13 protein-coding genes are annotated in these 15,848 nt (G+C 61.5%); 11 read left to right on the top strand and 2 right to left on the bottom strand.

The annotated features are described in order from the left end of the window. Positions 1–182: 182 nt before the first annotated feature. Together ACGG9J_RS02570 and ACGG9J_RS02565 are read right to left on the bottom strand one after the other, a co-directional pair. Positions 183–1,256 carry a LacI family DNA-binding transcriptional regulator gene (locus ACGG9J_RS02570; RefSeq protein WP_390133337.1) on the bottom strand — a complete coding sequence of 358 codons (1,074 nt, stop codon included), beginning with the start codon at positions 1,254–1,256 and terminating at the stop codon, positions 183–185. Positions 1,257–1,317: 61 nt separating this feature from the next. After that, the gene (locus ACGG9J_RS02565; RefSeq protein WP_390133335.1) at positions 1,318–1,653 is read right to left on the bottom strand and encodes an MTH1187 family thiamine-binding protein; all 336 of its coding nucleotides are present in this window, start codon (positions 1,651–1,653) and stop codon (positions 1,318–1,320) included. Between the two features lie 200 nt (positions 1,654–1,853). Between ACGG9J_RS02565 and ACGG9J_RS02560 the strand changes: the two genes are divergently transcribed. From ACGG9J_RS02560 to ACGG9J_RS02510, 11 genes are all read left to right on the top strand, one after another. Further along, entirely contained in the window at positions 1,854–3,371 is a 1,518-nt protein-coding gene (locus ACGG9J_RS02560) for a glycine--tRNA ligase (RefSeq protein WP_390133333.1), read from the top strand. Next, positions 3,358–4,536, top strand: coding sequence for a tRNA dihydrouridine synthase DusB (dusB, locus tag ACGG9J_RS02555; protein ID WP_390133331.1), 1,179 nt, complete (start codon positions 3,358–3,360; stop codon positions 4,534–4,536). The genes ACGG9J_RS02560 and dusB overlap by 14 nt, the downstream gene beginning before the upstream one ends. A gap of 230 nt (positions 4,537–4,766) precedes the next feature. After that, positions 4,767–5,939, top strand: a complete 1,173-nt coding sequence (gene ftsZ / locus ACGG9J_RS02550) for a cell division protein FtsZ (protein WP_390133329.1) — start codon at positions 4,767–4,769, stop codon at positions 5,937–5,939. A gap of 18 nt (positions 5,940–5,957) precedes the next feature. Further along, entirely contained in the window at positions 5,958–6,425 is a 468-nt protein-coding gene (locus ACGG9J_RS02545; protein ID WP_390133327.1) for a cell division protein SepF, read from the top strand. 41 nt (positions 6,426–6,466) lie between these two features. After that, entirely contained in the window at positions 6,467–6,751 is a 285-nt protein-coding gene (locus ACGG9J_RS02540; RefSeq protein ID WP_390133325.1) for a YggT family protein, read from the top strand. A gap of 91 nt (positions 6,752–6,842) precedes the next feature. Continuing rightward, entirely contained in the window at positions 6,843–8,147 is a 1,305-nt protein-coding gene (locus tag ACGG9J_RS02535; protein ID WP_390133323.1) for a DivIVA domain-containing protein, read from the top strand. 12 nt (positions 8,148–8,159) lie between these two features. Beyond that, entirely contained in the window at positions 8,160–8,690 is a 531-nt protein-coding gene (locus ACGG9J_RS02530) for a signal peptidase II (RefSeq protein ID WP_390133321.1), read from the top strand. Then, positions 8,687–9,616, top strand: a complete 930-nt coding sequence (locus ACGG9J_RS02525) for an RluA family pseudouridine synthase (RefSeq protein ID WP_390133319.1) — start codon at positions 8,687–8,689, stop codon at positions 9,614–9,616. The genes ACGG9J_RS02530 and ACGG9J_RS02525 overlap by 4 nt, the downstream gene beginning before the upstream one ends. A gap of 43 nt (positions 9,617–9,659) precedes the next feature. Beyond that, positions 9,660–13,217, top strand: a complete 3,558-nt coding sequence (dnaE, locus tag ACGG9J_RS02520) for a DNA polymerase III subunit alpha (protein WP_390133317.1) — start codon at positions 9,660–9,662, stop codon at positions 13,215–13,217. An 83-nt stretch (positions 13,218–13,300) separates the two neighbouring features. Next, the gene (hisD, locus tag ACGG9J_RS02515) at positions 13,301–14,698 is read left to right on the top strand and encodes a histidinol dehydrogenase (RefSeq protein ID WP_390133315.1); all 1,398 of its coding nucleotides are present in this window, start codon (positions 13,301–13,303) and stop codon (positions 14,696–14,698) included. Then, complete coding sequence (locus ACGG9J_RS02510) at positions 14,695–15,843, top strand: histidinol-phosphate transaminase (protein ID WP_390133312.1); 1,149 nt, start codon at positions 14,695–14,697, stop codon at positions 15,841–15,843. The genes hisD and ACGG9J_RS02510 overlap by 4 nt, the downstream gene beginning before the upstream one ends. Positions 15,844–15,848 lie beyond the last annotated feature (5 nt).

Here is a 15,848-nt window from a genome sequence, read left to right as displayed (position 1 = left end):
CCTGGTAGGTATATTAAGCCGTCAATCGATTTACGTCAAACGATTGACTGATACTATGCTCTCCTTCGTGCACGACTAGCAGTTAACAAGGGGTTCTGACTGATTGGCGATTGGCGCCAAGCCTGGCAGAATTCGATTTTGGTTCACCATTTTGCTAAGGCAGGGGGAGCGCGATCCTGGATTTAGCGGCTGGCTAAGGCTGGGTCCAAGGCGGCATCGATGCGAGTGGAGCCTTTGCGGACCAAAGCGCAATGGATCCGCACCCCGCCAGCTTGATCGAGCGGCGGCAGGACGGCACGGGTTTTGGGCAGCGGCAGGGCAATACGACGGGGATTGATTTGCGCCAGGAGCCGCCGCACTGCCCAGAAGCCCATCTCGTAGTGGGGCAGTTCGACCGTGGTCAAGGGCGGCGCTGTGGTTTCGGCGATGACTTGGTGGTTGTCCACGCCTACCAAATTGAGGTCCTTGGCGATAATCAGATGCCGGGCAGCGGCGGCCTGGTAGAGGTAGAAAGAGCGCGAATCATTGAAGCAGAAAACTCCATCGGGATGCTGGCCGTCCATCAGATCATTCACCTGGTCCATGGCTTCCTGATTGAATCCCACTAAGCGAATCAAGGCTTTACTCGCAGGTAACCCAGCCTCCTTGAGAGCGGCCTGGTATCCTCGCATTCTGTCTTTTTGCGCCGGCAAATCCTGTGTGGTGCCCAGGTAGGCCACTCGGCGGCAGCCTGATTCGATCAGGTGGCGGGTGGCATCGTAGCCGATCAGAAACTCGTCAGGGGCGATGCTGGGGCAGCGGTCGGCCCGCTCCACAGCGTTGACCACCACGGCAGGGCAGGAGCGCAGGGTTTGGGGCAGGTCCACCTCCTGGTCATACATCTTGGCGAAGAGGAAGCCGTCAACCCCATAACGCTTCAGAGCCTGGATCTGCTCGGATTCCCGGATGCCGCCATCAGTGGAAACGGTGAGAAGCATGTAGCCGCGTTCAGCTGCCGCATCCTGGGCGCCCTGAATGATGGCGCCTGCGTAAGGCGTGGTGGCCACTTCCTCGCTGATGAAGCCCAGCATGCCGGTCTTGCTGGTGCGCAGCGACCGGGCCATGGGATTGGGCCGATAGCCCAGGGTCTTGGCTGTGCTGCGCACCTTTCGAGCGGTCTCCGGTTTGACTCTGCCCTTGTCTCGGCCGTTGAGCACCAGAGAGACCGTGGAGACGGATACGCCTGTGCGTTCGGCGATCTGCTTCATCGTGATCATGGGCACACCTTAACTTGCTCAGGCGATTTCAGCTCGGCCGATTGTTGGTGACAGGGAGGCTTCAGCGGTTTTCCCCGTCCAGGATCCGGTCGACCAGCTCCACCTTCTCGTGGATTTGGTCCCGCTTGCCGGGACGGATGTCCAGCCTGAGGCTGACGCCGGTCCGATATCCCTGCTCGGCCAGGACCCGCGTAGCTTCTTCCGTGACCTCCATGATCTGGTGCAGATCCCCCTCGACGACGGTGCTCATGGCGTTGGTCTGATTGGGCAGTCCTGAATCCCTGATGACCTTGATGACCTGCGCCACGTAGGCGGACAGCTCCTCGCCCTGTCCAGAGGGCGCAATCGTGACCTCGGCAACGGTGTTCAGATAGGATGAGTCATTCATATCGGGCATATCGGGAACCTTTCCTCGTCGACTGGGGCTAGCAGGCAGGATGCCCGACGCCCTTTGCGGTCACTTGAGTGGCCTTCGGCATCTGCCTCGATGGTAGGCGTCTACGCTGACAGCTGGTCATCCGCCAAAGGTATGCTGGAGGCCGGTCATCAGGTCGTATGCCCCCCTAGGAGGGGGTTCCCGAGCAGAAGGTGTGATCAGTGGCAGTATCGAAACTGGATGAGGTCATCTCCCTGGCCAAGCGCCGAGGATTCGTCTTTCCCGCAGGGGAGATTTACGGCGGGACGCGCTCGGCCTGGGATTACGGCCCCCTGGGCGTAGCGCTCAAGGACAATATCAAGCGTGAATGGTGGAGGACCATGGTGGTCACCCGCGACGACGTGGTCGGCGTGGACACCTCGGTCATCCTGCCCACGGCTGTCTGGGAGGCCTCGGGACATGTCTCCGTATTCAACGACCCTCTGATCGAATGCCTGAACTGCCACAAGCGGCACCGGGCCGACACCCTGGAGGAGGCCTACGTCGAGAAGCACGGCCATGATCCGGAGAATGGCCTCAAGGACATTCCCTGCCCGGACTGCGGCACCAAGGGCCAGTGGACTGAGCCGCGCGACTTCAACATGATGCTGCAGACGCACCTGGGACCTGTCCAGGACGAGAAGAGCCTGCACTACCTGCGCCCCGAGACCGCTCAAGGCATTTTCGTGGACTTCAAGTCAGTCATGGCATCCTCCCGGTCCAAGCCTCCCTTCGGCATCGCCAACATGGGCAAGAGCTTCCGCAACGAGATCACGCCGGGCAATTTCATCTTCCGCACCCGCGAGTTCGAGCAGATGGAGATGGAGTTCTTCGTCCACCCCGGCACCGACGAGCAGTGGCATCAGTACTGGATCGATGCCAGGACCCGTTGGTACGTGGACCTAGGTGTCAAGCCCGAGAACCTGCGCCACTATGAGCACCCCAAGGAGAAGCTGGCTCACTACTCCAAGCGGACCGTGGATATCGAGTACCGGTTTGGCTTCCAAGGCTCCGAGTGGGGCGAGCTGGAGGGCGTGGCCAACCGCACCGACTACGATCTCAAGGCTCATGCCGAGCACTCGGGCGAGGATCTGAGCTACTTCGACCAGGCCAGCGGGGAACGCTACATCCCCTACGTGATCGAGCCCGCGGCCGGTCTGACGCGCTCGCTGATGGCCTTCCTGGTGGATGCCTATGACGTGGACGAAGCCCCCAACACCAAGGGCGGGGTCGATCGGCGCACCGTGCTGCGTCTGGATCCGAGGCTGGCCCCGGTCAAAGCCGCCGTCCTGCCTCTGTCCAAGAAGCCTGATCTGCAGCGGATCGCCCATGATCTGGCCGCCGACCTGCGCCAGAACGAGTGGATGGTGGACTACGACGAGTCCGGCGCTATCGGTCGTCGCTATCGTCGTCAGGATGAGATCGGCACCCCCCTGTGCATCACCGTGGACTTTGACACCTTGGACGACAAAGCGGTCACCATCCGCAACCGCGATTCCATGCAGCAGGACCGGGTGGCCTTGGACCAGGTGGAGGACTATGTGCGCCGGGTCGTTGGCGAGCAGCGGGTGCGTTACCCTATGGGACCGGCTGACTTGACTGGTGCACGCGCCGCTGACGGTTACACGGACCTGGCCAGCGAGCCGGGCACGGATGAGAGCGAACCTATCAAGGTGGCCGAGGCCGGTGGCCGGTACTGAGACTGATCACACGACTGCCAAGGTCGCTCCGGTTCAGCTCGGCCCTATTACCGTGCCTGTGCCGGTCATGCTTTCACCCATGGCGGGCGTGACCAACTGGCCCTTCCGCCTGATCTGCCGCGAGTATGGACCCGATGGGCTCTATGTGGGGGAGATGGTCACGGCCAGGGCCTTGGTGGCGCGCAATCCCAAAGCTTTCCGGCTTTGCCGCTTCGCCACGCAGGAGAAGGTGCGCTCCCTGCAGTTGTACGGGGTGGACCCTCAGATTATGGAGCAGGCCACCCGGATGGTGGTTGATGCCGGCTGGGCTGATCATATCGACATGAACTTCGGCTGCCCGGTCCCTAAGGTTACCAGGCATGGCGGCGGATCCGCCCTGCCCTGGAAAACTGACCTCTTCTCCGAGCTGGTCCATCGTGTGGTCGCTGTTTGCTCTCCGGCAGGAATCCCCGTCACCGCAAAGATCCGGGTGGGCATCGACCACCAGCACGAGACCTTCCTGGAGGCTGCTCACATCGCCCAGGAGGAAGGGTGCGCCGCCGTGACTCTGCACGCCAGAACAACGGCTGAATACTATGGCGGCCATGCCGACTGGGACCGGATCGCTCAGCTGGTCCAGGCTGTCGACATACCAGTTTTGGGCAACGGGGATATCTGGACCGCTGAAGATGCCTTGGATATGTTCGCCAAGACCGGCTGCGCAGGCGTGGCTATTGGCCGGGGCTGCCAGGGCCGTCCCTGGCTCTTTGCGGACATCGCGGCAGCCCTGGCAGGCTCGTCGGAACGGCAGGAGCCCACCCTGGGCCAGGTGGGGGCCATCATGGCCCGCCATGCCCGGCTTCTGGTTGAGTTCTACGACGGCGACGAACGCATGGCCGTCCACGATATGCGCAAGCACGTGGCCTGGTATCTCAAGGGCTTTGCCGTGGGGGGGCAGGTGCGCCGCGACTTCATGGCCTGCGAGAGCCTGGAGGAGCTGGACCGCTGCATCGCCGATCTGGACCAGGACATGCCCTATCCGCGAGTCGTGGCCAGCAAGCCGCGGGGCCGGGTCCGATATGCCAAGAAGGTCCGTCTGCCCTATGGCTGGCTGGATTCGCGGACCACCACCCATCAGGAGCGCGAGACGCTCTTCGGCAACGACCCTATGGATGCCTCCTACTGAAGATGAAAATATTCTCGTCACCAACCATGCACGCCCAGGTCTAGAATCAGGGTTTAGAATACGGACAGAACGGCGTGGAGGTTCTCTTGAAGATCCGGGTGGTCGGCTCCGGTCTCCCGGGCCCAAGGCCCACGGCCGTCAGGGAGGGTCGGAACGCCTGTGGGCAAATGCGTGTTGGCGTATACGACCTGCGCTAGAGTTGAGCGTAACGTGAGTGACGGGAGCATACTGTGAGCGAGATTGCCCAGAATGACAATTTCAACGACAAGACCAACATCAAGGTCGTTGGTGTTGGTGGAGCCGGTGGCAATGCTGTCAATCGCATGATCGCCGAGGGTCTGCAGAATGTCGAATTCGTGGCCATTAACACCGATGCCAAGGATCTCCTGCGCTCCGATGCTGATGTAAAGATCTCCCTTTCGGATGCCAACAGCCGAGGTCTGGGGGCCGGAGCCGACCCGGAGAAGGGCGCCAAGGCGGCCCAGGATCATCAATCCGACATTGAAGAGGTTCTCAAGGGCGCCGACATGGTCTTCGTCACAGCCGGGGAGGGCGGCGGCACCGGCACCGGCGCCAGCCCGCTTGTTGCACGTGCGGCCCGTCAGCAGGGCGCACTCACCATCGCCGTGGTCACCCGGCCTTTCACCTTTGAGGGACCCAGGCGCTCCGCTTCTGCAGAATCGGGCATCGAGAACCTGCGCAAGGAGGTCGATGCCCTTATCGTTATCCCCAATGACCGACTGCTGGATCTGTCCGATCGCACGGTATCGGTCATGGATGCTTTCAAGACTGCCGACACAGCCCTGCTGGCCGGTGTTCAGGGCATCACTGACCTGATCACTATGAACTCCTACATCCACGTGGACTTCTCCGATGTCACCGCAATCCTCAAGGATGCAGGCACCGCCCTCTTCGGCATCGGCGCAGCCAGGGGCGAGGATCGAGCCACCCAGGCGGCCGAGATTGCCATATCCTCCCCGCTCCTTGAAGAGAGCATTGAAGGTGCGCATGGAGCCCTGATCAACGTGGCTGGCCCAACTGACCTGAGCATGCAAGAGGCATCTGCTGCCGCTCAGCTGGTTCAGGATGCCATTCATCCCGAGGCACAGATTATCTGGGGCCTGGCCTTGGACGACGCTTATGGGGACGAGGTACGGGTCACGGTCATTGCTGCGGGATTCGATCCCACTCCAAAGAAAGAGGAGACCCCGGCTCCGGCAGTGGATTCGACTGCAGCACCTGCAGCGGCCACCCCAGTCCAGGAGCCCCAGCAGCCGGTGGCAGGCCCGTCCGTTCAAGCGGAGTCCGATGAGACTTCCGAACACGATGTGGTGCCCCCCGCCTCCGGGGACGACGGCACTTCCGACCCGGGATATCTGGATATCCCCGATTTTCTGCGGTGATCAGGCGAAGGAGCAGATATGGCAGGATTGATGAAAAACGCGATGTCCTTTTTCGGAATGTCGGATGTCGTGGACGACGATGACGACGACCTGGCCGACGATGACGAGGCCCGCGATGGCTTCGACACTGATCACTCCGTGACTCCCATGGCTGCACAATCCACAGCCAACAGCCATGAGGCCGAGTCCACCCCCTTCCAGAGCCGGATCAACCGCATCACCACCATCCATCCCAAGTCCTATGAGGATGCCCAAATGGTTGGCAGGGCCTTGCGGGACGGGGTGCCGGTGGTCCTCAATCTGACTGGAGTGTCCGAGTCTGTAGCATACAGGATCGTCGATTTTTCCGCCGGTGTGGTCTTCGGAGTGCGCGGATCCATTGAGCGGGTTACTCCCAGAGTCTTTCTGCTCAGTCCTGCACAGGTCAACATCAAGGTGGAGGAGCCCGAGTCAGGTTCATCAGCCAAAGGGCTTTTCGCCCAGTGACCTCCGCCCTTGAAGCCATGTCCGCAGGAGCCTAAAGACGCATGCTTGTTTCCTTCCTTCGTTATCTGGTGGACATCCTTATTGAGACCTACCTGCTGATACTCTTCGTGCGGATGATCCTTGACTGGGTTCTGGTTCTGTCGCAGCGCTGGTATCCCCGTGGCTTCATGGCTTCGATCATTCGTGTCATCTATGCCTTGACTGAACCGCCTCTGCGATGGCTGCGCCGGTACATTCCGCCTTTGCCCATGGGCAGGATCCAGCTTGATGTTTCCTTCATGGTGCTCTATGCAGCACTGATCATCATCCAAGTGTTGTTGGGCTAGAGACAAGACCGCTGACATGGCAGACCCCGTGCTAGCATGCAGTAAGAGAACACAATCGGGCTGGTTGGCCTGAAGCGAGGTGGAGAAACATATGGCTCTATTGACGCCTAATGACATAAGGGAGCATACCTTCCAAACAGTGAGGTTCAAGGAAGGCTACGACGTCGACGAGGTTGACGACTTTCTGGATCAGGTCACCGACACGGTTGAAGCTCTGGGCAAGCAAGCCATGCAGGGCAACACAGCTTCCACCCAGTCCCTGGGTACCGATGTCGCCTCGTTGAACTCCAAAATCTCCGACCTGACGGCTCAGGTGGAATCCCTGCAGGCGGAAAACCGGGACTTGAAGCAGGCCCAGGGCTCTGCAGGCCAACAACCAGCTGCTGATGCCCAAGCCAAGAGGCTTTTGGCCGAGTCCCAAAGCCAGGTCAAGACCCTGACCTCGCAGAATGACCAGTTGAAGCGTCAGGTTGAACAGCTCAACTCTCAGATTGACCAGCTGACCGCCCAAGCCGCTGCAGGCAGCAACAGCCAAGCGCTGACCAACCAGCTGGCAGCCATGCAGAAGGAGCGCGACCAGGCCCGTCAGCAGGTTCAGGCGCTGACCAACCAGCTCAATAGCTCTCAGCAGAGCATGGCCACTGCACGCCAGCAAATCGCCCAGGCACAGAAGACATCTCAGGAACAGCAGCAGCGCACCGAGCAGTTGAACAAGCAGCTGGAGGAATCCCGTCAGCGCGAGGAGCAGCTGCGTCAGCAGGTTTCCAAGACCGAGCCTTCCACCGAAACAGGCAGTCTGCGGCGGATCGCGGGTGCTGGTGCCGAGGCCAGCAGCGAACCTGAGAGGGCTACGGCTATGCTCACCCTGGCTATGCAGTTGCACGACCAATACGTGGACAAGGGCAAGGCCAATGCATCCCAGTTGGTGGCTGAAGGCCATGCTCAGCACGACGAAATCGTCAAGAAGGCTGAGGATTACTCCAAGAGGACCCGTGCCGAGGTGGACGAGTATTCCAAGCGAGTGCACTCCGAAGCTGATGGCTACTCGCAGCGTGTACGCTCCCAGGCCGATGAATACTCGGTCAAGACCCGTTCTGATGCTGATGCGTATTCTAAGCGTCAGCACACTCAGGCCGACGAGTATGAGACCCAGGTGCAGACCCGAGCACAGGAGTACGACAAGAACACTCGCGACGGTGCCGACCGCTACGCTGCCGATGTCAAGAACAAGCTCATGGACCAGTCCAAGGTCTTGGAGGAGAATATCCAGGGGCTCAAGCAGTTTGAGGCTGGCTACCGGAGCAAGCTGACCGAGTTCCTCAACCAGCTGATCAACCAGATCTCGGACACCAGCAATTACCAGTCCATGGAAAAGAAGTCCGATCAGGCCCACTGATTCCATCCGGTAATGACGAAGAAGACACAAAAGGGACGGCTGCGCGGGCGCGTGGCCGTCTTCGTCGCTCTGGCGGCAGTTGCTATAGCCTTGGACCAGGTGACCAAGGCCCTGGCCTTGGCGCGGCTGGGCAATGGTGTCAGGGTGGCTTTACCCGGGCCATTGCGTGGCTTGCGCTTGGTACGCAACCCCGGGGCCTCTCTTGGACTGGGATCCGGGAGCACCTGGGTCATATCCCTGATCGCGTTGGCCGCCTGTGTGCTCATTATTGTTCTGGCCCTGCGCACCACTTCCATGGTCTGGATTCTGGTTCTCTCCCTAGCCTTCTCCGGGGCGGCAGGCAATCTGATCGACCGGGTGACCTATGCTTCCGGCTTTCTTGACGGTGCCGTGGTCGATTTTCTGGACTACGGCTGGTCGGTGGGTAATGTGGCTGACGTCTATCTGACTCTGGCCGGAGTGGCCGTGGTGGTGCTCATTGTCTGCAATGTGCGGTTCAGCGACAGGTGCCAGCCTAAAGAATATGGGGGAGAGGCCAAGTGACTCGGCTTCTCCCCGCGCCGGATGCCCTGGTGGGTCGGCGCCTGGACATGGCCCTGTCCAAGATGCTGGGACTGTCCAGGGCCAAGGCCAGCGATCTGGTGGCCCAGGGCCGTGTGCGGATTATGGGCCGCAGGGTGAGCAAGGCCACCACCTTGATGAGTGGCGATCTGATAGAGCTGGACGAGCCCGAGCCGGTAAAACAGGTGGAGCCGGTGGCCGAGGACATGCCCGTGGTCTACGAGGACGAGGACGTGGTCGTCGTCGACAAGCCGGTGGGAGTGGCGGCACATCCTTCCATAGGCTGGACCGGCCCAACTGTTCTGGGCAGCCTCCTGCAACGGGGCACCCACATCACCTCCATGGGGGCCCAGGACCGTCAGGGCATCGTCTCCCGCCTGGACGCAGGTACCAGCGGCCTCATGCTGGTCTGCAAGTCCGATTTGGCTTACAAGGAGATGCGCCGACAGTTCGCCCGGCACGAGGTGGTCAAAATCTATCATGCCTTGGTCCAGGGCAATCTTTCCGAAGACAAGGCCACCATCGAGGCCCCAATCGGCCGGGCCCGCGTCTCGGACTTCCGCTTCACGGTCACGCCTGCTGGCAAGGAGGCCATCACCCACTGGGATGTGCTGGAGCGTTTCGGCTCGGCCACCCTGGTCAGCGTCAATCTGGAGACCGGGCGCACTCATCAAATACGTGTGCACTTCTCCTCAATAGGACATCCCCTGGTGGGCGACCACATGTATGGAGCCAACCCCGACCTGGCCGAGCGGCTGGGCCTGAAACGGCAGTGGCTTCACGCCATGCGTCTGGAATTTCGCCATCCCCGCACCAAGATCTGGACCAAAGTGGTCTCCTCCTACCCGGCTGATCTACGCCGTTCCCTGCAGATCGAGCGTCAGATCGCCTCCGGCATACGCAGCTAGCGGACCGCGGCGATTCGGCCAGGGGCCTGGGTAAATTAGAGATATGTCCTCAACCCGGTCAGACTTCGTTCACCTTCATACTCACACCCACTATTCCACCTTGGACGGGGCCAGCAGGATCCCCAACCTGGTTGCAGAGGTGGGACGGCTGGGGCAGCCGGCCGTGGCCATCACCGACCATGGCAACATGCATGGAGCCTATGAACTATGGCGGACGGCCGTAGATGCCGACATCAAGCCCATCATCGGCATCGAGGCCTACGTGACCCCAGAGACTGCTCGCCAGGACAAGAGCCGGGTCCACTGGGGAACCGACGAGCAGCGTTCGGACGATGTCTCCGGAGGCGGCTTCATCACGCACATGACCCTCTGGGCCAGCGATGACACGGGCCTGGTCAACCTCATCAAGGCCTCCTCGGTGGCCAATCTGGAGGGCTTGGTCGGCAAGTGGCCCCGTATGGACAAGGACCTGCTGTCCACCTACCACAAGGGGGTCATCGCAACCACCGGCTGCCCATCTGGCATCGTCCAGACCAGGCTGAGGCTGGGCCAGTTCGACGAGGCCCTGCGGGCAGCCGGAGAGTTCCAGGACATCTTCGGCAAGGAGAACTACTACGTGGAGCTGATGGACCACGGGCTGGAGATCGAGCATCGGGTGACCAAGGATCTGCTGGAGATCGCCCGTCGTCTGGATGCTCCCCTGGTGGCCACCAACGACTCGCACTATGTGCGCAAGGAGGATGCCGCGGCCCAGGACGCCCTGCTCTGCATCAACTCGGGATCCCGGCTGACCGACCCTGGCCGCTTCAAGTTCGACGGCAGCGGCTACTACATCCGCTCGGCCCAGGAGATGCGCGAGATCTTCAAGGAGTTCCCCCAGGCCTGCGACAACACTCTGGAGATCGCGGAACGCTGCAACGTCATGTTCGATGATCACGAGGACGGGGCCTTCATGCCCCGGTTCGACTGCCCGGAAGGCTGGGACGAGACCTCCCTCTTCCTGAAGAAGGTGGACGAGGGTCTCAAGAACCGCTACCCGGATGGTGTGCCCGAGGACGTATCCCACCAGGCCGACTACGAGTGCGGGGTCATCTGCCAGATGCAGTTCACTGGATACTTCCTGGTGGTGGCCGATTACATCAACTGGGCCAAGAACCACGGGATCATGGTGGGGCCGGGCCGTGGATCGGCGGCAGGATCCATGGTGGCCTACGCCATGGGCATTACCGAGCTGGACCCGCTCAAGCACGGCCTGATCTTTGAGCGATTCCTCAACCCTGAGCGTGTTTCACTGCCTGATATCGACGTGGACTTCGACCCCGAGGGGCGTATGAAGGTCCTGGACTACGTGGGCCGCAAGTACGGTTCCGACAAGGTGGCTCAGTGCGTGACCTACGGTACCATCAAGACCAAGCAGGCCTTGAAGGACTCGGCCAGGATCATGGATTATGAGTACTCCGTGGGTGACAAGGTCACTAAGGCACTGCCGCCTTCGGTCAATGGCAAGGACATGAGTCTCAAGGATATCTTCGATCCCCAGTCCAAACGCTACCCTGAGGCCAAGGAGTTCCGTGATCTGTACGAGTCCAACCCGGACGTCAAGCGGATCACCGAGGAGGCCAAGGGCATCGAGGGCATCATCCGCCAGACAGGCGTGCATGCCTGCGCCACCATCATGGCCTCCAATCCCATCACCAATACCTCCCCGCTGATGGAGCGCACCGACGGCACTGTGACCACCACCTTCGAGTACCACACCTGCGAGACCCTGGGGCTGGTCAAGATGGACTTCCTGGGGCTGTCCAACCTGACGGTCATCAGGGACACGGTCGCCAACATCAAGCGCAACGGCAAGGAACCCATCAGCATCGAGAAGGTTCCCCTGGATGACAAGGAGACCTACCAGCTGCTGTCCCGGGGCGATACCCTGGGCGTCTTCCAGCTCGATGGCGACGGCATGCGCTCCCTGCTGCGCATGCTTAAACCCGATAACTTCAACGACATCTCCGCCCTGATCGCCCTCTACCGGCCAGGGCCCATGGATATGAACTCGCACATCAACTATGCCAAGCGCAAGAACGGGCTGCAGAAGATAGAGCCCATCCACCCCGAGGTGGCCAAGCCCTTGGCTGGCGTGCTTGATGAAACCTACGGCCTGATCGTCTACCAGGAGCAGGTCCAGTCCGCAGCTCGAATTCTGGCCGGCTACTCTCTGGGCCGAGCCGATGTGCTGCGAAGGGCCATGGGCAAGAAGAAGCCCGAGGTCCTGGCCAAGGAGCAGGTGCCTTTCTTCCAGGGTATGAAGGAGCACGGCTACTCCCAGGAGGCCGCACAGGCGGTCTGGGACGTCCTGGTGCCCTTCTCCGGCTACGCCTTCAACAAGGCGCACTCAGCGGCCTACGCTCTGATCGCATACTGGACCGCCTACCTGAAGACCCACTATCCTGTGGAGTTCATGGCAGCCCTGTTGCAGAACGAACGGACCAACAAGGACAAGACCGCCCTCTACCTGGGCGAGGCAAGAAGGATGGGCATCCGCATCCTGGCGCCAGACATCAACGAGTCCGTGGCCGAATACTCCGCCGTCGGCGACGTGGTTCGCTTCGGCCTGGGCGCCATCCGCAATGTGGGCGACAAGGTGGTGGCGGACATCATCAAGGAGCGCCAGGGGCCCCGGGGCAAGTACGTCAACTTCATGGACTTCATCAAGCGGGTGCCCATGGAGGTGCTTAACAAGAGAACCGTGGAATCCCTGATCAAGGGCGGAGCCTTTGACGGCATCGACCCCAACCGGAGGGCCCTCTTCCAAATCCATGACGAGGCCGTCGACCAGGTCATGCCCATCAAGCGCAAGCAGGCCGAGGGCCAGTTTGACCTCTTCGCCGATGCCGATGATGACGTGCCCCAGCAAGATGCCTTGGGCGATGCCCAGGTGACTGTGCCCGACATCGACGAGTGGGACAAGTCAACCAAGCTCAACTTCGAGCGGCAGATGCTGGGCCTGTACGTGTCCGACCACCCGCTGAGCGGCATGACCTCGGTCCTTGCCGGCATGCGTGACATGTCCATCGCTCAGCTGCTTAACCGATCCAACAGCATGGACGGCAAGGCGGTCACCCTGGCGGGGCTGGTCACTGCAGTGGATCGCCGGGTATCCAAGAAGGGCAATCCCTGGGCCATCGTTACCATCGAGGACCTGGAGAGCTCCATACAATGCATGTTCTTCGGTAAGGTCTACGAAGCCCACGCCGACGATCTGGCCCTGGATTCGGTCATCCGGATAAAGGGCATGGTCGAGCTGCGCGACGAGGCCACCAATATCCGTGCCAACGATATGGAGGTGCCCGTTCTGGAGTCGGCGGACGAGCGGCCTCTGACCATCACTCTGCCCAGGCAGGCCCTGGAGCGGGGGCACATGGAGCGGCTGGCTCGGATACTCAAGTCCCACCCCGGCTACTGCCAGGTCCGTCTGGCCGTCCGCGACGACCGGGGCAACGTGCGTCTGCTGACATTCGGCGATGGATTCCGCACTAGGCATGATACGTCCATGGTGGCCGAGATCAAGTCGGTCTTCGGGCCCTCCTGCCTGCCGTCGGCCTAGGACGTGCCCGGAACCGTCTCACCATTTGGGATGGGGGGAGAGTCGCTGGCAGTGGCGACACAAAAGTTCACTACCATCAAAGTATGTCAAAGCTCATGATGAGAACCATGGATCTGCGCGGGAAAACCATGTCCCGCGCTCAACTCCTCGCCGCCATGCCGCGAGCCGATATGGGTACGCGGGAGGCCAGCAGCCAGGTGCAGCCCATACTGGACCAGGTGCGCGAGCATGGGGCTGCGGCCCTGCGCGATCTGGAGGAGAGGTTCGACCATGTGCGTCCGCATGATCTGAAGGTTCCGGCATCGGCCATGCAGGAAGCTCTGGAGCAGCTGGATCCCAAGGTCAGAGCGGCAATAGAAGAGTCCGTTGCCCGCATTCGCAAGGTCTGCGCCACCCAGGTGCCCAAGCCTATGGCTACCGACTTAGCCCCCGGCGCCCGGGTCAGCGAGCGGTGGATCCCGGTCGAACGTGTCGGTCTGTACGTGCCGGGAGGCAAGGCACTGTATCCCTCCTCGGTCATCATGAATGCGGTGCCCGCTCAGGTGGCCGGCGTCGATTCCTTGGCTGTGGCCACCCCGCCTGCCTCTGACGACCCCCGCGGTCTGCCGGCTGCCATCATCCTGGCCACTTGCGCCATCCTGGGAGTTGACGAGGTCTATGCCGTAGGCGGCGCCCAGGCCGTGGCCATGTTCGCATACGGAGCTAGGGGATCCGAGCCGCAGGATGGGGAGATTCTCTGCGATCCGGTCGATAAGATCACCGGTCCGGGCAACATCTTTGTAGCAACAGCAAAGCAGATGGTCTCTGGCACGGTGGGCATCGACGCTGTAGCCGGACCTACGGAAATCGCCGTTCTTGCCGACGGGCAGGCCAACCCTGACTGGGTGGCGGCAGACCTGATCGGTCAGGCTGAGCATGACGAGCTGGCCGGCTCGGTGCTGATCACCGACAGCCAGGAACTGGCCCAGGGCGTTCAGGAGGCTCTGGAGCGCAGGGTGCCGCGAACCGAGCATGCCGACCGGGTGCGCACCTCTCTGGGCGGCAACCAGTCGGGAATCATCCTGACAGACGGGATCGACCAGTCCATCGACGTGGCCAATGCCTATGCCGCCGAGCATCTGGAGGTTCAGACAACCGATCCTGATGCCGTCATCGACCGGATTCGAAACGCTGGCGCCATCTTCCGCGGCCCTTATTCTCCTGTGCCCCTGGGCGACTACATGTCCGGGTCCAACCACGTCCTGCCCACTGGCGGCACAGCCCGGTTTGACGTGGCCTTGGGCGTCCACACCTTCATGAAGCCTGTGGAAGTCATCGAGTACGACCAAGAGGGACTCAAGCCGATCGCAGCCAAGATCAACGATTTCGCCGTATCCGAGGATCTGCCCGCCCATGGCGAGTGCGTCCTGAGCCGGTTCCTGGACGATCCCTACGACAAGGCCGACCTGGAAGCCAACGAAGAGAAGGCCGGTTTGCGGTGAGTGCCATACCTGCCGATCTTCCCCTCCGTACGGACCTGGTTGGGGAGGAGCCCTACGGCGCTCCCCAGCTGGACGTCCCGGTCTGCCTGAACGTCAATGAAAATCCCTTTCCACTGGACCAGGAGGTAGTCGAGGCCATCTGCCAGCGCGTGCGCCAGGTGGCCCCCGGCCTTAACCGCTACCCAGACCGGGAGCATGAGGATCTTCGTCGGGCCCTGGCTGCCTACCTGAAGAAGGAGTCAGGAGCCTTACTTGAACCCGAGCAGATCTGGGCGGCCAACGGTTCCAATGAGATCATGCTCCAGCTCTTCCAGGCATTCGGTGGTCCGGGCAGGACCGCATTGGGCTGTGACCCGACCTATTCCATGTACCCTGAGTACGCCAGGGACACCTTCACTGGCTGGGAGCTGGTCCACCGGCTGCCTGATTTCAGCTTGGACATGGACAAGACCATCGAGCGCATCAAGGCTTTGGGGCCATCCATGGTTCTGGTGACCAGCCCCAACAATCCTACCGGGACGCCCCTGCCCATGGATCAGCTGACCCGGCTTCTGGAGGTATGCTCTAAGGTCCGGGTATCGGGCGCAGATCCGTCCGCCCGGCCCATCGTGGTTGTGGACGAGGCCTACATCGAGTTCCGCGACCCGGGCACGCCCTCAGCGGTCAGTCTGGTCGAACAGTACGATCACCTGGCGGTCAGCCGGACCATGTCCAAGGCCTTCGCCTTTGCCGGGGCCAGAGTGGGCTACCTGGCTGCGTCCAGGGGGGTAGTCGACGCGGTCCGCATCGTTCGGATGCCCTACCATCTGAGCGCTCTGACCCAGGCTGCGGCCCTGACTGCCCTAGAGCATACGGACCTCCAGCTGGCTCGGGTGGATCAGCTTCGCCAGACCCGTCGGAAGACCGCTGAGTGGCTGACCGAGCAGCAGTTCCACGGGCAGCCGCTGACCGTGGTCCCTTCGGCCTCCAACTTCATCCTGTTCGGCACCTTCCCCGACCGCGATGCCGTCTTTGAGTCCATGAAGGATGAGGGCGTGCTGATCCGGGCCGTGGGGCCTCAGGGCTACCTGAGGGTCTGCATGGGCACAGACGCAGAAATGGATCGATTCCGCCGAACCCTGGTCGATGTCCTCAAGCGGCTCTAAGAGGA

This window comes from Bifidobacterium apicola, assembly GCF_042846865.1.
GTDB lineage: Bacteria > Actinomycetota > Actinomycetes > Actinomycetales > Bifidobacteriaceae > Bombiscardovia > Bombiscardovia apicola.
This window is presented reverse-complemented; position numbering and strand designations above follow the sequence as displayed.